The 15,803-nt window shown below is 67.9% G+C and carries 14 protein-coding genes; 13 read left to right on the plus strand and 1 reads right to left on the minus strand.

Features of this window, described 5'->3' with window-relative positions:
• The first annotated feature begins 1 nt into the window (after position 1).
• The 12 genes from recG to AC1RTA_RS04375 all read left to right on the plus strand — a co-directional run bounded on the left by recG (position 2) and on the right by AC1RTA_RS04375 (position 13,925).
• Positions 2–2,077, plus strand: coding sequence for an ATP-dependent DNA helicase RecG (gene recG / locus AC1RTA_RS04320; protein ID WP_492784032.1), 2,076 nt, complete (start codon positions 2–4; stop codon positions 2,075–2,077).
• 99 nt (positions 2,078–2,176) lie between these two features.
• Positions 2,177–2,677 (plus strand): acyl-CoA thioesterase, encoded by a 501-nt coding sequence (locus AC1RTA_RS04325; protein WP_205230445.1) that lies wholly within the window; start codon positions 2,177–2,179, stop codon positions 2,675–2,677.
• A 29-nt stretch (positions 2,678–2,706) separates the two neighbouring features.
• A complete protein-coding gene (locus AC1RTA_RS04330) occupies positions 2,707–4,020 on the plus strand; it encodes a DEAD/DEAH box helicase (RefSeq protein ID WP_492784033.1) in 1,314 nt (437 codons plus the stop codon).
• Positions 4,021–4,106: 86 nt separating this feature from the next.
• Entirely contained in the window at positions 4,107–4,373 is a 267-nt protein-coding gene (locus AC1RTA_RS04335; RefSeq protein WP_492784034.1) for an ArsR/SmtB family transcription factor, read from the plus strand.
• 92 nt (positions 4,374–4,465) lie between these two features.
• The gene (gene aas, locus AC1RTA_RS04340) at positions 4,466–6,610 is read left to right on the plus strand and encodes a bifunctional acyl-ACP--phospholipid O-acyltransferase/long-chain-fatty-acid--ACP ligase (protein ID WP_492784035.1); all 2,145 of its coding nucleotides are present in this window, start codon (positions 4,466–4,468) and stop codon (positions 6,608–6,610) included.
• Positions 6,607–8,487 (plus strand): MFS transporter, encoded by a 1,881-nt coding sequence (locus AC1RTA_RS04345; protein ID WP_492784036.1) that lies wholly within the window; start codon positions 6,607–6,609, stop codon positions 8,485–8,487. The genes aas and AC1RTA_RS04345 overlap by 4 nt, the downstream gene beginning before the upstream one ends.
• 30 nt (positions 8,488–8,517) lie before the next feature.
• A complete protein-coding gene (locus AC1RTA_RS04350; RefSeq protein ID WP_492784037.1) occupies positions 8,518–8,811 on the plus strand; it encodes a hypothetical protein in 294 nt (97 codons plus the stop codon).
• A complete protein-coding gene (locus AC1RTA_RS04355; protein WP_492784038.1) occupies positions 8,811–9,554 on the plus strand; it encodes a prolipoprotein diacylglyceryl transferase in 744 nt (247 codons plus the stop codon). The genes AC1RTA_RS04350 and AC1RTA_RS04355 overlap by 1 nt, the downstream gene beginning before the upstream one ends.
• A complete protein-coding gene (locus AC1RTA_RS04360) occupies positions 9,554–10,243 on the plus strand; it encodes a tetratricopeptide repeat protein (RefSeq protein ID WP_492784039.1) in 690 nt (229 codons plus the stop codon). Before AC1RTA_RS04355 ends, AC1RTA_RS04360 begins: the two co-directional genes overlap by 1 nt.
• Positions 10,240–10,773 carry an SEL1-like repeat protein gene (locus AC1RTA_RS04365; RefSeq protein ID WP_492784040.1) on the plus strand — a complete coding sequence of 178 codons (534 nt, stop codon included), beginning with the start codon at positions 10,240–10,242 and terminating at the stop codon, positions 10,771–10,773. The genes AC1RTA_RS04360 and AC1RTA_RS04365 overlap by 4 nt, the downstream gene beginning before the upstream one ends.
• Before the next feature lie 8 nt (positions 10,774–10,781).
• Positions 10,782–12,230 (plus strand): radical SAM protein, encoded by a 1,449-nt coding sequence (locus AC1RTA_RS04370; protein ID WP_492784041.1) that lies wholly within the window; start codon positions 10,782–10,784, stop codon positions 12,228–12,230.
• Positions 12,231–12,356: 126 nt separating this feature from the next.
• Complete coding sequence (locus AC1RTA_RS04375; protein ID WP_492784042.1) at positions 12,357–13,925, plus strand: methyl-accepting chemotaxis protein; 1,569 nt, start codon at positions 12,357–12,359, stop codon at positions 13,923–13,925.
• 30 nt (positions 13,926–13,955) lie between these two features.
• On the opposite strand, the gene AC1RTA_RS04380 is transcribed toward AC1RTA_RS04375, so the two are convergent.
• Complete coding sequence (locus tag AC1RTA_RS04380; protein WP_492784043.1) at positions 13,956–14,744, minus strand: sulfite exporter TauE/SafE family protein; 789 nt, start codon at positions 14,742–14,744, stop codon at positions 13,956–13,958.
• Positions 14,745–14,881: 137 nt separating this feature from the next.
• On the opposite strand from AC1RTA_RS04380, the gene AC1RTA_RS04385 reads away from it, so the two are divergent.
• Complete coding sequence (locus tag AC1RTA_RS04385) at positions 14,882–15,775, plus strand: LysR family transcriptional regulator (RefSeq protein ID WP_492784044.1); 894 nt, start codon at positions 14,882–14,884, stop codon at positions 15,773–15,775.
• Positions 15,776–15,803 lie beyond the last annotated feature (28 nt).

The following is a 15,803-nucleotide window of genomic DNA, read 5'->3' on the forward strand; positions in this document are numbered from 1 at the left end:
CTTGGCGGAAAAGAAGGCCGGGCCGGCCAAGGCCGCCAAGGCGCCAGCCAAGGGGGCCAGCGCCCTGCAGCAGAAGCTGGGCAAGCTGGGGCTGCACTCGCGCAACGATCTGCTGCTGCATTTTCCCCTGCGCTACGAGGACGAGACGGCGGTGGTGCCGGTCAATGAGGCGCCCTGGGACGAGCCGGTGCAGGTGGAGGTGCGGGTCACCGACGTCTCCATCCAGTTCCGCCCCCGGCGCCAGCTGGTGGCCCGCTGCGAGGACGACTCGGGGGAGCTGTGGCTGCGCTTCCTCAATTTCTACGGCAGTCAGGTCAAGCAGCTGGAAACGGCCCGGGACGAGGGCCGCAAGCTGCGGGTCTTCGGCGAGATCCGGGGCGGCTTCTTCGGCAGCGAAATGGTCCATCCCCGCTACAAGTCGGTGGAGGAGGGGAGTGCCCTGCCCCAGTCCCTGACGCCGGTCTATCCCACCACTGCCGGCCTGGCCCAGTCCGCCCTGCGCAAGCTTATCGGCAAGGCCCTGGCCGAGTCCGACCTGGCCGACACCCTGGACGAGACGCAGCTGCGGGCCCTGGCCCTGGAACCCTTCGCCGCCAGCGCCCGCCTGCTGCACGCGCCGCCCCCCGGGGTCGATGAATTCGCCCTGCAGAACCACCGCCATCCGGCCTGGCGTCGCATCAAGTTCGACGAACTGCTGGCCCAGCAACTGTCCCTGCGCCGGGCCTACCTGGCGCGGCGGGAAAAGGGGGCGCCGCGGCTGGATGCCCCCGGTGCCCTGGCGCGGCAGCTGCTGGGCCAGCTTTCCTTCCAGCTCACCGGGGCCCAGCAACGGGTGTGGCAGGAGATCGCCCGGGACCTGGCCGAGGCCCATCCCATGCAGCGCCTGCTGCAGGGGGACGTGGGCAGCGGCAAGACCATCGTCGCCGCCCTGGCGGCCTGCCAGGCCATCGAGTGCGGCTGGCAGGCGGCTTTCATGGCGCCCACGGAAATCCTCGCCGAGCAGCATTACAAGAAGCTCTCGGCCTGGCTGGAGCCCCTCGGCATTACCGTCGCCTGGCTTTCCGGTAGCCTCAAGTCGGCCAAGAAAAAAGCCGCCCAGCAGGAGGCCGCCGCCGGCGCCCAGCTGGTGGTGGGCACCCACGCCCTGATCCAGGCCGACGTGGATTTCCTGCGCCTGGGGCTGGCCATCGTGGACGAGCAGCACCGCTTCGGTGTGGCCCAGCGCCTGGAACTGCGCAAGAAGGGCAAGGCCGGCATCCCGCACCAGCTGATGATGTCCGCCACGCCCATCCCCCGCACCCTGGCCATGAGCTACTACGCCGACCTGGATGTCTCGGTGATCGACGAACTGCCGCCGGGGCGCACCCCCATCCGCACCAAGCTGGTTTCCGACGCCCGCCGCGACGAGGTGGTGGGGGCGGTGCGCCACGCCGTGGAGAGCGGGCGCCAGGCCTACTGGGTCTGTCCCCTGATCGAGGAAAGCGAGAAGCTGGACCTGCAGGCCGCCATCGACACCCACGCCATCCTGGCCGAGGAGCTGGAAGGTCTGTCGGTGGGACTGGTGCACGGCCGTCTCAAGCCCGACGAGAAGGCCGCCACCATGGCCGCCTTCGCAGCCGGGGAGATCCAGGTGCTGGTGGCCACCACGGTGATCGAGGTGGGGGTGGACGTGCCCAACGCCAGCCTCATGGTGATCGAGCATGCGGAGCGCTTCGGCCTGGCCCAGCTGCACCAGCTGCGGGGCCGGGTGGGCCGGGGCGCCCACGAGTCGGCCTGCGTCCTGCTCTACGCCACACCCCTGTCCCAGACCGGGCGGGCCCGCCTGAAAATCATCTACGAGAACACCGACGGTTTCGAAATCGCCCGTCAGGACCTGCAGCTGCGCGGCCCCGGCGAGTTCGTCGGCGCCCGCCAGAGCGGCGTGCCCCTGCTGCGCTACGCCGACCTGGAAATGGACGCCGACCTGGTGGAACTGGCGCGGGACCTGGCCGAACGCCTGCTGCGGGACGATCCGCCCCGGGCCGAGCGCCATCTGCGGCGCTGGCTGGGCAGCCGGGAAGAGCTGCTCAAGGCCTGACGGCGGCGTGCTGCGGCCCCGGGTACAATAGCGCCGCGGTGCCGCGCCAGCCGTTTCGTCCCGCTTTCCGCTTTCTCATTCTGCCTCGCGAGTCCTGCCATGAACCTGCCCAACCACCAATTGTCGATGACCGTGCTGATGACGCCGGACATGGCCAACTTCAGCGGCAAGGTCCACGGCGGCGCCGTCCTCAAGCTGCTCGATCAGGTGGCCTACGCCTGTGCCAGCCGCTATGCCGGCGCCTATGTGGTGACCCTCTCGGTGGACCAGGTGATGTTCCGCCAGCCCATCCACGTCGGCGAACTGGTGACCTTCCTGGCCAGCGTGAACCACACCGGCACCTCCTCCATGGAAGTGGGCATCAAGGTGGTGGCGGAGGAGATCCGCTCCCAGGTGGTGCGCCACGCCAACAGCTGTTTCTTCACCATGGTGGCGGTGGACGACCAGGGCAAGCCGACCCCGGTGCCGCCCCTGGAGCCCCGGACGCCGGACGAGCATCGCCGCTTCGAGGCCGCCTGCACCCGCCGCCAGCTGCGCCAGGAACTGGCCCGCCGCTTCGAGGCCACCCACGGCGCCCATGCCGGCCCCCTGGCCGACTGAGCCGCGCCGCCCCTTATTCTGCAATCCCTATGTCCAGCCAAACACCGCCCATGACCTTCGCCGATCTCGACCTCGTGCCGCCCCTGCTGGAAGCCCTCGACGTGCTCGGCTACCAGACCCCGACCCCGGTCCAGGAGAAAGCCATTCCCGCCGTCCTGGCCGGGGGCGACCTGATGGCCGCGGCCCAGACCGGCACCGGCAAGACCGCCAGCTTCGCCCTGCCCCTGTTGCAGCGGCTGGCCCACGATCCGGAGGCCACCGCCAGCAACAGCACCCGGGCCCTGATCCTGGTGCCGACCCGGGAGCTGGCCCAGCAGGTGTGCGACAGCTTCGTCGCCTACGGCCAGTTCCTGGTGCTGCGCAGCTACGCCGTCTATGGCGGGGTCAGCATCAATCCCCAGATGATGAAGCTGCGCAAGGGCGTGGACATCCTGGTGGCCACCCCGGGCCGCCTGCTGGACCTGCACCGGCAGAACGCGGTGCGTTTCGACCAGGTGCGCACCCTGGTGCTGGACGAGGCCGACCGCATGCTGGACCTGGGCTTCGCCCGGGAGCTGAATGCCCTCTTCGCCCTGCTGCCGAAGCAGCGCCAGACCCTGCTCTTTTCCGCCACCTTCTCCGACGCCATCCGCAGCATGGCCAACCAGCTGCTGAAAAAGCCCCTCTCCATCGAGACGGCCCGGCCCAACGCCACCGCCCGGGGCATCAAGCAGTGGGTGGTGCCGGTGGACAAGAAGCGCAAGAGCGCCCTGTTCTGCCATCTCTACAAGCACAAGAAGTGGGACCAGGTGCTGGTCTTCGTCAAGACGCGCAAGGGCGTCGATGAGCTGGTGGAGACCCTCACGGCCAAGGGCATCGCTGCCGAATCGATCCACGGCGACAAGCCCCAGCCGGCCCGCCTGCGCGCCCTGGAAAGCTTCAAGGCCGGCCAGGTGCGGGTGCTGGTGGCCACCGACGTGGCCTCCCGCGGCCTGGACATCGACGACCTGCCCCGGGTGGTCAACTTCGACCTGCCCATCGTCCCCGAAGACTACGTGCACCGCATCGGCCGCACCGCCCGGGCCGGCGCCAGCGGCGAGGCCGTGTCCCTGGTCTGCGCCGACGAGGTGAACCTGCTCGGCGCCATCGAGGTGCTGATCGGCCAGCCCCTTTCCCGCATCGAACAGCACGGCTTCGAGCCGGACCACCGGGTGCCAGAGACCGGCCCCGCCGGCCAGGTGATCAAGAAGCCGAAGAAGCCGAAAATGCCCAGGCACCTGGACTACGGCATCGGCAGCGGGCCCAGCCGGGCGAAGAAGGGGTCTGGAGGCGGTGGCGGACGGCGGGGAGGGCGTAGTCGCTGAGGGGTTGACTTTGTTGTGATCAAATAACTAAGATTGTGGTTATGAAATCTGACTACACCCAAACCCTGCCGAGTGAATGGCTGTCGATGTCGAAGGTTTTCACGGCCTTGGGTGACGAGCATCGGCAGCGCATCCTGCTCCTGTTCGATAAGGGGGAGCGGCTCAATGTGGGGCAGATCGCCGAGGTTTCCACCCTGACCCGTTCAACGGTTTCCCATCATCTCAAGCTGTTGCGGGAGTCCCGGGTGCTGGCATCGGAGAAAGTCGGCAAGGAAGTCTATTTCTGGATCAACCGGCCGTTCCTGGAAGAAGTGCTGGGCAATGTGCTGGACTACATCCGCGATGAAACCTGAATTGCGGTTTTTTTTGGCAAACATATCGATAATGTTAGTCTCGTCGATATGTTTATGGAATGGTATAGTTGCGCCCCGAGGGAGATAACAACATGTTGAGAACCGCCATCCGCTTCATTCTGCGCCTACTGGCAGGGGTGCTGTTCCGGGTCCGTCTGCAGGGGGATCTGGGGGCTGTCCGGGCTGACCGCTTGCTCATTGTGGCGAACCACGAGTCCTTTTTGGACGGCTTGCTGCTTGGCCTGTTCCTGCCGCTCGATCCGGTGTTCGTGGTGCATACCGGGGTAGCCCGCTCCTGGTACTTTCGCCTGGTGCTCTCCCTGACTGACTATCTGGCCGTGGATCCGGCCAGTCCCATGGCTATGAAAAAGGTCATCAAGTTGCTGGAGAGCGGCCGGCCGGTGGTGATTTTCCCGGAAGGGCGCATCACCAAGACGGGGAGCCTGATGAAGGTGTACGAAGGCCCGGCTTTCGTCGCCGCCAAGACGGGCGCGACGGTGTTGCCGGTGCGTCTGGACGGGGCCAGCCGTAGCTACTTCTCCCGGGTCTCCGGCAAGTATCCGAAGCGCTTCTTCCCCCGCATCAACCTCTCCATCCTGCCCGCCACCACCCTGCCCATGCCCGAAGCGCCGACAGCCAAGCTGCGCCGACGCAAGGCGGGGGAGGCCATGCGCCGCCTGATGCAGGAAATGCTCTTCGCCTCCCAGCCCAAGCAGACCCTCTTCGCCGCCCTCTGTGACGCCGTTTCCATCCACGGCCGGCGCCGGCGCCTGCTGGAGGACATGAAACAGGTGGAGTATTCCTACAACGACCTGCTGAAAATGACCCTGATGCTGGGTCGCCTCGGCGCCCGTCAGGGCGAGGAGGGCGAACGCATCGGCCTGTTGCTGCCCAATCTGGCGCCTACCCTGGGTTTGCTGCTGGGCCTCAGCGCCTTCCGCCGGGTGCCGGCCATGCTCAACTACAGCGCCGGCACCGAGGGCATGCAGGCCGCCTGTACCGCCGCCGCCATCCGTACTGTCATCACCTCCCGCCAGTTCCTGGAGGCCGGCAAGCTCACCGACAAGGTGACTGCCCTGCAGGACGTACGCCTGGTCTATCTGGAAGACCTCAAGGAACAGATCACCCTGGCCGACAAGCTGTGGCTGATGGCCTACTCCCTGTGGCTGCCACGCTGCGCCGCCCTGCCGGCCTCGCCGGAGGAAAGCGCGGTGGTGCTGTTCACCTCCGGCTCCGAAGGCAAGCCCAAGGGCGTGGTGCTGTCCCACCGGGCCATCCTCTCCAACATCGCCCAGGTGCGTGCGGTCATCGACTTCTCGGTGGAGGACAAGGTGCTCAACGCCCTGCCCATCTTCCACTCCTTCGGCCTCACCGCCGGCACCCTGCTGCCGGTGCTGGCCGGGGCCGACCTCTTCCTCTACCCCTCGCCCCTGCATTACCGCGTGATTCCGGAACTGGCCTACGACCGCAGCTGCACCGTGCTTTTTGGCACCAGCACCTTCCTCGGCAACTACGCCAAATTCGCCCACCCCTACGACTTCTACCGCCTGCGCTACGTGGTGGCCGGCGCCGAGAAACTCTCCGCCGCGGTGAAGGAGACCTGGTTCGAGAAATTCGGCATCCGCATCTTCGAGGGCTACGGCGCCACGGAAACCGCCCCCGTCTTGGCGGTGAATACCCCAATGGCCTTCCGTAGCGGCACGGTCGGCCAGCTCCTGCCGGGACTCAAGGCCAAGTTAATGCCGGTGCCGGGCATCGACAACGGCGGCATCCTCCATGTTGCCGGCCCGAACCTCATGTCCGGCTATTACCGCTACGACAATCCCGGCGTGATCGAGCCGCCCCAGTCCGAAGCCGGTCCCGGCTGGTATGAGACCGGGGATGTGGTGAATATCGACGAGGACGGATTCCTGCGCATCGTCGGTCGAGTCAAGCGCTTCGCCAAGGTGGCCGGGGAGATGGTGTCCCTGGAGGTGGTGGAAAAGCTGGCCGTGGCCGCCTCGCCCAGCGCCGCCCACGGCGCCTCCAGCCAGCCGGATGCGGCCAAGGGTGAAGCCCTGGTGCTGTTCACCACGGACCGGGAACTAACCCGGGAACGGTTGCTGGCCGCAGCCAAGGACAGCGGCACGCCGGAACTGGCGGTGCCGCGCAAGATCGTTATCATCGACGCCCTGCCCCTGTTGGGGACCGGCAAGACCGACTACGTCAGCCTGAAGAAAATGGCGGAGGCCGCATGAGCGGACAATTCAAACTGCTGCGGGAACGCCGTTTCCTGCCCTTCTTCGGCACCCAGTTCCTCGGTGCCTTCAACGACAACCTGTTCAAGAATGCCCTGGTGGTGCTGCTGACCTTTCAGGCGGCGAGCTGGACCTCCCTCGATCCGGGCATCCTGGCCAACCTGGCGGCGGGCATTTTCATCCTCCCGTTTTTCATTTTCTCAGCGACAGCCGGTCAATTGGCGGACAAGTACGACAAGGCTCTCCTGTCGCGACTGGTGAAACTGCTGGAAGTGGTCATCATGCTGCTGGCCGGGCTGGGCTTCGCCATGCACAGCTTGCCGGTGCTGCTGGGAGCCCTGTTCCTGCTGGGGTGTCATTCCACGCTGTTCGGGCCGGTGAAGTACGCCATCCTGCCCCAGCACCTGCATGAGGACGAACTGGTGGGGGGGAACGCCCTGGTGGAGGCGGGGACCTTCGTCGCCATCCTCATGGGTACCCTGGCCGGCGGCCTGCTCGCCGGTGCCGGCCATCCCCTGTGGGTGGCGCTGGCCGGGCTGCTGGTGGCGGTGGCCGGCTATCTGGCCAGCCGTGGTATTCCCACGGCACCGGCGCCGGAACCCGGTCTGCGCATCAATCCCAATCCCCTGACCGAAACCTGGCGCAACGTGGGTTTTGCCCGGGAGAACCGTACCGTCTTTCTCTCCATCCTCGGCATCTCCTGGTTCTGGCTCTACGGCGCCCTGTTCCTGGCCCAGTTCCCGGCCTTCGCCAAGAATGTGCTGGGGGGCGGCGAGTCGGCGGTAACTCTGCTGCTGGCCACCTTCACTGTTGGCATCGGCCTCGGCTCCCTGCTCTGTGAGCGGCTTTCGGCCAAGCAGGTGGAAATCGGCCTGGTGCCTTTCGGTTCCATCGGCCTGACCGTCTTCGGTTTGGACCTGGCCTTGGCCGCCCCGGGGGCGCTGCCGGCTGGCGCCCCCTTGGCCTTCCTCGACCTGCTGGCGGCCCCGGGCATGGTGCGGGTGCTGCTGGCCCTGTTCATGCTGGGTGTCTTCGGCGGCTTCTTCATCGTTCCCCTCTATGCCCTGGTGCAGCTGCGCAGCGCTCCCGGCCACCGGGCCCGCATCATCGCCGCCAACAACATCCTCAACGCCCTCTTCATGGTGGCCGGTGCCCTCGGGGCGGCGGCCCTGCTGGGGGCCGGCCTGTCCATTCCCCATCTGTTCCTGGTGGCGGCCCTGCTCAATGCGCTGGTGGCGGTGTACATCTACACCCTGGTACCGGAGTTTCTGCAGCGTTTCCTGGTGTGGCTGCTGGTGCATACCGTGTACCGGCTGCAGAAGGAGGGCCTGGAGCACATCCCCGATGACGGGCCGGCGGTGCTGGTGTGCAATCACGTCAGCTTCGTCGATGCCCTGGTGGTGATGGCTGCCTGCCACCGGCCGGTGCGCTTCGTCATGGACCATCGCATCTTTGCCATCCCGGTGCTGAATTTCATCTTCCGCGAAACCCGGGCCATTCCCATTGCCTCCAGCAAAGAGAATGAGACCATGAAGGAAGCGGCTTTCGCCGAAGTGGCGAAGGCCCTGGCGGCCGGCGAGGTGGTGGCCATCTTCCCGGAAGGGGCCATCAGCGGCGACGGCGAACTGGGGCCCTTCCGCCCCGGCATCGCCCGCATCCTGGCGGAAACTCCGGTGCCGGTGGTGCCCCTGGCCCTGCGCGGCCTGTGGGGCAGCTTCTTCTCCCGCCAGGGCGGCCGGGCCATGGCCGGCTGGCCCCTGCGCCGGGGGCTCTTTCCCCGTATCGCCCTGGTGGCCGGCGAGGCCGTGGCGGCGGCCGAGGCTACCCCCGACTTGCTGCGGGAGCGGGTGCAGGGCCTGCGGGGCGCACAACGTTAACCATTCCTTTTCGACTGCGGAGCGGCTGCCATGAAGCTGATTGGAGATTTGATTGTCGGGCTGTTGAAACTGATGGTCCTGGGGCTGGGCCTCTTCCTGATCCTAGGCGGTGGCTATTGTGTGCTGCTGCCCCTGGAGAGCCGCTCCGCCGATGCCCTGGGCTTTGCCGGCATCGGTGTGGTGATGGCCCTAGGGGGCGTGCTGCTGTGGTGGGCCATCATCCGTTCCTTCACCCGCAAGGCGCCGGCGGCCGCGCCTGAGGCCTTCCAAGGCGAGCCTGGCGGCGACCGCCCCGACATCGACCGCCCCTGGGAGCGTCGTTGATGCCCTTCGCCGAACCGGGCAGCCTCCATGCCCTGTTCGAATTCCTGGGGCTGGCCGTGGGGGTCCAGCTCTACCGCCACCTGCGCCGCCGTCAGGGCGGCAGCCTGTTGCAGGGGGCCGGCTTCGCCGTGGCCCTGGGCTGCGTCTTCGGCGCCGCCATCGGCAACAAGCTGGTGTTCTGGGCGGAGTTTCCCCATCTCCTGCCCATTTACTGGAACCGGCCGGAAGTCTGGCTGGCGGGCCAGTCCATGGTGGGTGGGCTGCTAGGCGGGCTGCTGGGGGTGGAGCTGGCCAAGCGCAGCGTGGGGCTCAGAGCGTCCACCGGCGACACCTTTGTCCTGCCTGTCCTGCTGGGGCTGATGATCGGCCGGGTGGGCTGTTTCCTGGCGGGCCTGGCCGACGGCACCTATGGCAATCCCACGGCCCTACCCTGGGGCGTGGATTTCGGTGACGGCATTGCCCGCCATCCCACCCAGCTTTATGAAATCGTTTTTGCCGCGCTGCTGGCCTGGGGGCTGCACTGGCTGGAGCCCCGTCTGTCGCCGGTGCGGGGGCTGCGCTTCAAGCTGATGCTGGCGACGTACCTGCTGTGGCGTCTGCTGGTGGACGGCCTGAAGCCGGTGCCCTTCGATTACGGCCTGGGCCTGTCGGGCATCCAGGTGGTCTGTGTCGTGGCCCTGCTGCTGTATGGGCCCTTGCTGGCGCGGGATTTCCTACGCCTTCGTAGAGGAGTATCTGTGTAATGCCACCCACTTTGAACGTCGTCCGCACCGAAGTCAGGCTGGGACGCGGTGCGTTGTTGGCCCTTGGCCTGCTGGCCATCATGGGGCTCGGTTGTGCCACGGTGACCTTGCAGCCTCCCGAGGACGCAAGGGCAAAGACGCTGTTTCTGCCGGCAGCGGAAAAGGGTGATGCGGTTGCCCAGTTCCGCATGGGCCAGAGTTACCGCTATGGCAGTTCCGGGGTGGCGGCCGATTGGTCCGAGTCCCGCCGCTGGTTCCTCCTGGCGGCGGAAAAAGGATACAAGGATGCCCAGTTTGCACTGGGGCAGATGTATCTGGCCGGCGGGCCCAACCTGTCTGCCGACGGAACCCAGGCGGTGCTGTGGTTGAGTCGGGGCGCCGAGCAAGGCAGTGCCAGCGACCGGCTGTGGCTGGCGCAACTGCTGGCGACGGGGCGTCCGCCGGTGCTGGCGCCCGATGCGGAAGCGGCCCGCCGCTGGTACGAGCGGGCAGCCTCGGAGAGCCTGACGGCCCGGCGGGAGCTGGGACGTTTCTGGGAAAAGGGCGAGGGGGGAGCCGTGGATAACGAAAAGGCCCTGACCTGGTTTCTGCTGGCCGACTCGGCCACCGATGCCGCCCGCGTTGGCGCCAGGTTGCGCCCGGCCCAGGTGGCACGGGCCCGCAAGGCTGCAGAGGAGTGGCGGCCATGAGGCGCCGGCTGCCTGTCTTCCTGCTGCTGTCCCTGACAGGGTGCGTCTCGGTGCGCCAACTGCCCTTGCCGAACAACGATGCAATCGGCGGTACCTATGAGCGCGCCAGGGCCGGGGACCGAGTGGCGGTGCGGCAACTGGCCGATGCGAATGCCCGCGGCAGCAACGGCCTGAAAGCCAACGACCTGGAGGCCCAGCGCCTGTACCTCCAGGCGACGGAAGCCGGCGACCCCGCCGCCATGGTGGCCCTCGCCCGGGAGAAGTTGGGGAAAAACAACGATGACGCCGAGTACTGGTTCGTCCGTGCCGCCCGGGCGGGGTCGCGCAGCGGCGTGGACGGGCTGCGCGGGCTCTTTGGCGACTCCCGCTATGGCCGGCAGAGCCTGCCGCTAGCCTTGAAATGGGCCTATGTCCTCAACAGCCGCTACTGGATTGACGCCCACGCGAAGAATCTGGGCCCGGAGCAGCAGGCCGAAGCCCGCCGTCAGGCCGACGACTGGCTGAGCCGTTACCCCCTTAAAACCTACTGAGTGACGCCATGAGCCGCAAGAACCGTCCCTACCATTTCTACGACACTACCGCCTCGGTATGCTCCACCTGCCTCTACCCGGTGGAGGCCAAGGTGCTGTTCAAGGACGACCAGGTTTTCCTGGAAAAGTGGTGTCCCAGCCACGGCAGCGAGCGGGTGCTGATTGCCGACGAGGTGGCCTGGTACAAGCTGGCCCGGGAGGTGTACGTGAAGGCGCCGGAAATGCCGGAGCGCTTCAACACCGCCATGACCTACGGCTGCCCCTACGACTGCGGCCTGTGTCCCGACCACATGCAGCATTCCTGCCTGACCCTGCTGGAGATCACCGAGGCCTGCAACCTGCGCTGCCCGGTGTGCTTCGCCGAGAGCGGGCCGGATTGCCAGCAGCATCGCTCCCTGGCCGAAATCGAGGCCATGCTCGATGCGGTGGTGGCCAATGAAGGGGAGGCGGACGTGGTGCAGCTTTCCGGCGGCGAGCCGACCCTGCATCCGGACTTCTTCGCCATTCTCGATGCAGCCCGGGCGCGGCCCATCCGCCATTTGATGGTGAACACCAACGGCATCCGTCTGGCCCGGGAACCGGCCTTTGTCGAGCGGCTCGCATCCTACAAGCCGGGCATCGAAATCTACCTGCAGTTCGATTCCCTGCATGACGCCACCCTGCGCCAGCTGCGCGGCGCCGATCTGGCCGGGCTGCACCGTCAGGTCCTGGCTGCCCTGGAGGCCCACGGCATTTCCACCACCCTGGTGATGACCGTGCGCCGGGGCGTCAATGAGGGGCAGATCGGCGAGGTGATCCAGCACGCCCTGGAGTGGCGCTGCGTGCGCGGCGTCACCCTGCAGCCGGAACAGGGGGCCGGGCGCAACGAAGGCAAGCCGGAAGGACCGGGGGTGAAGCGCCTCACGGTGAGCGAACTGCGTCGCCACATCGCCGAGCAGTCCGGGGTCTTCGCCAAGGAGGACATCGTGCCGGTGCCCTGCAACCCGGACACCCTGGCCATGGGCTACGCCCTGCGCCTGGGCGACACGGTGCAGCCCCTGACCCGCCACCTGGGGCCGGAAGCCCTGCTGGCCGGCCCCCGCAACACCATCGTCTTCGAGCGGGACCCGAACCTCAAGGAAGCGGTGTTCAAGCTCTTCTCCACCAATCTTTCGCCGGAAGGGCAGGCCAGCTGCCTCTCGGACCTGCTCTGCTGCCTGCCCAAGATCGAGGCGCCATCCCTCTCCTACGAGAACGTCTTCCGGGTGCTCATCGTCCAGTTCATGGATGCCGCCAACCTGGACCTGCGGGCGCTGAAGAAGTCCTGCGTGCATATCGCCCAACCCGACGGCCGCATCATTCCGTTCGAGTCCTACAACCTCTTCTATCGTGGTGCCGCACGTCAGGCCCATACCGCAGCCGTTCGTCGTGCCATTGCCGCATTCCACGAGCGCCGGCAGCCTCCCGTCCCAGGCTGATCCCGCTTCCGGTCTCTGGATTAATCCTGGGCAGGAGCGTTAGTAAATTATAATTTGGTGAAAATTAACCTTTCAGGGATGTGTCCAATGGGATTGAAAGCGCGTATCGCACGGGCCATGGGGGTGGTGTTTGCCATTTTTTTGCTGTCCACCGGTTTCGGCCTCTACGGTCTGCACCAGACCAAGGAGACCTTCATCCGCCACGTGGAGGTGGACATGGCCCTGGAACGGGCCATCGTCGGCATGTACGCCCAGGGGCTGCAGAGCGGCCAGGCCCTGCGTAATGTGGTGCTGGACCCGGGCAACAAGACCGGCCACGGCAACCTGAAGAAGGCCCTGGAAGAGTTCGACGGCTACTATCAGAACGCCCGCGCCCTGGTGCCGGCGGAGGCGCCGGTGGCCAAGGTGCTGCAGGAAGTGGCGGCCCTGGCGGCGGAGCGGCGCAGCCTCATCGACAAGGTGGTGGAGACGGCGGTGGGCGGCGCCGGCAGCGAGGCGGTGGCCCTCATCAACAGCAGCGAGACGCCCCTCTGGCGCAAGATCCGCGGCCATCTGCTGGACCAGATGAAAGCCATGAAGACCCAGCTGGACGAGAGCAAGGAAGCGGGCATCGCCGAGATCGAGCGTACCGAGCGGCTGGTGATCGGCCTGGCCCTGGCCAGTATCGTCATCGCCATCGTCCTCCTGGCCCGGGTGCTGCAGGTGGTGGGGCGCCAGCTGGGCGGCGATCCTTCCGAGGTGATGCAGGTGGCCGAGCAGGTGGCTGCCGGCAACCTCACCCTGCACATCGCCAATCCCCAGGAGGGCAGCGTGATGGCCGCCATGGCTTCCATGCAGACCCGCCTGGCCGCCATGGTGGCCCAGATCCGGCAGAACGCCGATTCCCTCCTGGCCTCCGCCGAGACCCTGGCGCGCAGCTCCGAGGAAGTGGTGGGGCGCACCTCGGAACAGACCGAGGCGGTGTCCGCCGTGGCCGCGGCCATGGAAGAGATGACCGTGGGCATTTCCCAGGTGCGTGACCATTCCGCCGAGGCCCGCTCCTACGCCCAGGAATCGGGGCGCATGGCGCACCAGGGCAACGAGGTGGTGGGCAATGTGGTGCAAGGCATGGGACGGGTGGCCTCCTCCGTCACCGAGTCGGCCCAGGGCATCGCCACCCTGGAACACGAGTCGGAAAAGATCGCCGCCGTGGTCGGCGTGATCAAGGAAGTGGCGGACCAGACCAACCTGCTGGCCCTCAATGCCGCCATCGAGGCGGCCCGGGCCGGCGAACAGGGGCGCGGTTTCGCCGTGGTGGCCGACGAGGTGCGCAAGCTGGCCGAACGCACCGCCCAGTCCACCGTGGAAATCGGCGTCACCGTCGATGTGGTGCGCAACGGCATCCAGCAGGCGGTGGAGCACATGGAGCGGGGTGTGACCCTGGTCCAGGGCGAATCGGGCAAGGTGGCCGAGGCCGGCAGCACCATTTCCGCCCTGCACGGCTATGCCGACAAGGTGGTCGGTGCCGTGCACGAAATCGGCGATGCCCTGCAGGAGCAGAGCGCCGCCAGCACCGAGATCGCCCGCCGCATCGAGCTCATCGCCCAGATCAGCGAGCAGAACAGTTCCGCCGTCCAGGCCAGTGCCGGCGCCGTGGCCCAGCTGCAGCAGCTGGCCCGCAGCCTGAGCGACTCGGTGCACCACTTCCGCACCTGACGGAGGAGCGCCGGCCCGGGGCTGCCGTTCCTAGCCCAGGGCGGCCCGGGCCAGCAGGCCCAGGCCGGCGGCCGCCAGGGTGCCGTTGAGCAGGCGCAGGAAGCGCTCCGGCGACAGCCGCAGGTCCAGGTGGTGGCCCAGCCAGGTGCCGAGCAGCATAGGCGGCACCGCCAGCAGGGCCAGCAACAGCAGGCTCGGGTCCAGCAGCCCGGTCAGGGCGCACAGGATCACCCGCAGCCCGGTGCTGAGGGCCATCAGCACCGCCTGGGTGGCGCGGAAGACATCCCGCTCCAGGGGCTGGCGGCTGAGATAGGCGGCGTAGAGAAAGCCGCCGCTGCCGAACAGTCCGCCGAAAATCCCCCCGATCACACCGCAGACCCCGCCCCAGCGCAGCAGCAGCGCCGGCGGCCGGGGCTGCCACAATCCCCACAGACCGTAGGCCAGGATGAAGAGCCCCAGGGCCGCCGCCAGCCAGTGGCCCGGCAGGCGCCTGAGGAGGGCGATGCCCAACGCCTGGCCCAGGGCCATGGTCGGCACCAGACGCAGCAGTTGGGCCCGGTCGATGTGGCGGCGCTGGCGCCAGCCCCGGCCGGCGGCCCCGGCGCAGTCGAGCAGGGCCAGCAGGGGAATGATGCGGGGCACCGGCATCACCGCCGCCAGGGGGCCGGAGGCCACCATGGCCGAGCCGAAGCCGACCAGGGCGAAGATGGCATAGGCCGCCACCAGGGCCAGGGCGGCGAAGGCGAGGGCGGCGGGGGCGGGCAGCTGGTCCGCCAGGGCGCCGTGGAGGGCGGCCGGCAGCAGGGTATCGAAAGGCATGGCGTGGAATCCTTGTCTGGCGGGCTCCCCGGCGGCGGCTGGCCGCGAAACAGGGCGGGCCCGGATGGCTTGCATGATGGTTGGCGTCTGGCTATAACGCCAATATCAAATTTGTCAGCCATCCATGCCGATTCGTTATGCCTAGCCTGCGCCAGATCCGCTACTTCCTCAGCGTCGCCGACCTGGGGGGCTTCACCCCGGCCGCCGCTGCCCTGCACGTGGCCCAGCCGGCCCTGAGCCGCCAGATCGCCCAGCTGGAGGAGGAACTGGGCTTCGCCCTGCTGCGCCGGGAACCCCGGGGCGTCAGCCTGACCGAGGCCGGCGCCCTCTTTCGCCAGCGGGTGGGCGGCCTGGAGGAGGAACTGCGCAGCGCCGCCGAGGATGCCCGCCGCCTGCACCGGGGCGAGGGCGGCGTGTTGCGCTTGCTGCACTCCAGCTCCACGCCCCTGGCCGGCCCCCTGCTGGCGGCCCTGCAGGACTTCACCCGGGACCAGCCCCGGGTGCGGGTGGATGTGGACCGGCTCTCCTCCGAGCAGCAGCAGGAGGCGGTGGCCCAGGGCCGGGCCGATCTGGGCCTGGCCCGCCTGCCCCTGCTGCGCCAGGAGGGCGGTATCGAAATCAGGCCCCTGCCCGAAGAGCGGCTATGGGCGGCCCTGCCGGCCGGCCATGCCCTGGCAGGCGCGTCCGTGCTGGCTCTTGGCGACCTGGCCGACGAATGCTTCGTTTTCGCCGTGCACCGGGAGCGGGGCGGCCTGGCGCGGCGGGTCACCGACCTCTGCCTGGCCCGGGGCTTTGCGCCCCGCCTGGCGCCGGTGACTTCGCGCAAGACGGCCATGCTCAACCTGGTGGCGGCCGGCTTCGGCATCGCCGTGGTGCCCGCCGCCATGGCCTCCCTGGCCACTCCCGGGGTCCACTTCGTGCCCCTGGCCGATGCCGACGCCCTGGCCCGGGCCGCCCTGCTGCTGCCGTCCCGGCCCTCGGCCCTGGCCGCCGCCTTCGCCGACGCGCTGCAGCGCCGCTGGTCCGCCTAGGGGCAGGCGGGGGGCGGATGTTAGGATG

It is taken from the genome of Azospira sp. MPR-E4, from assembly GCF_058809645.1.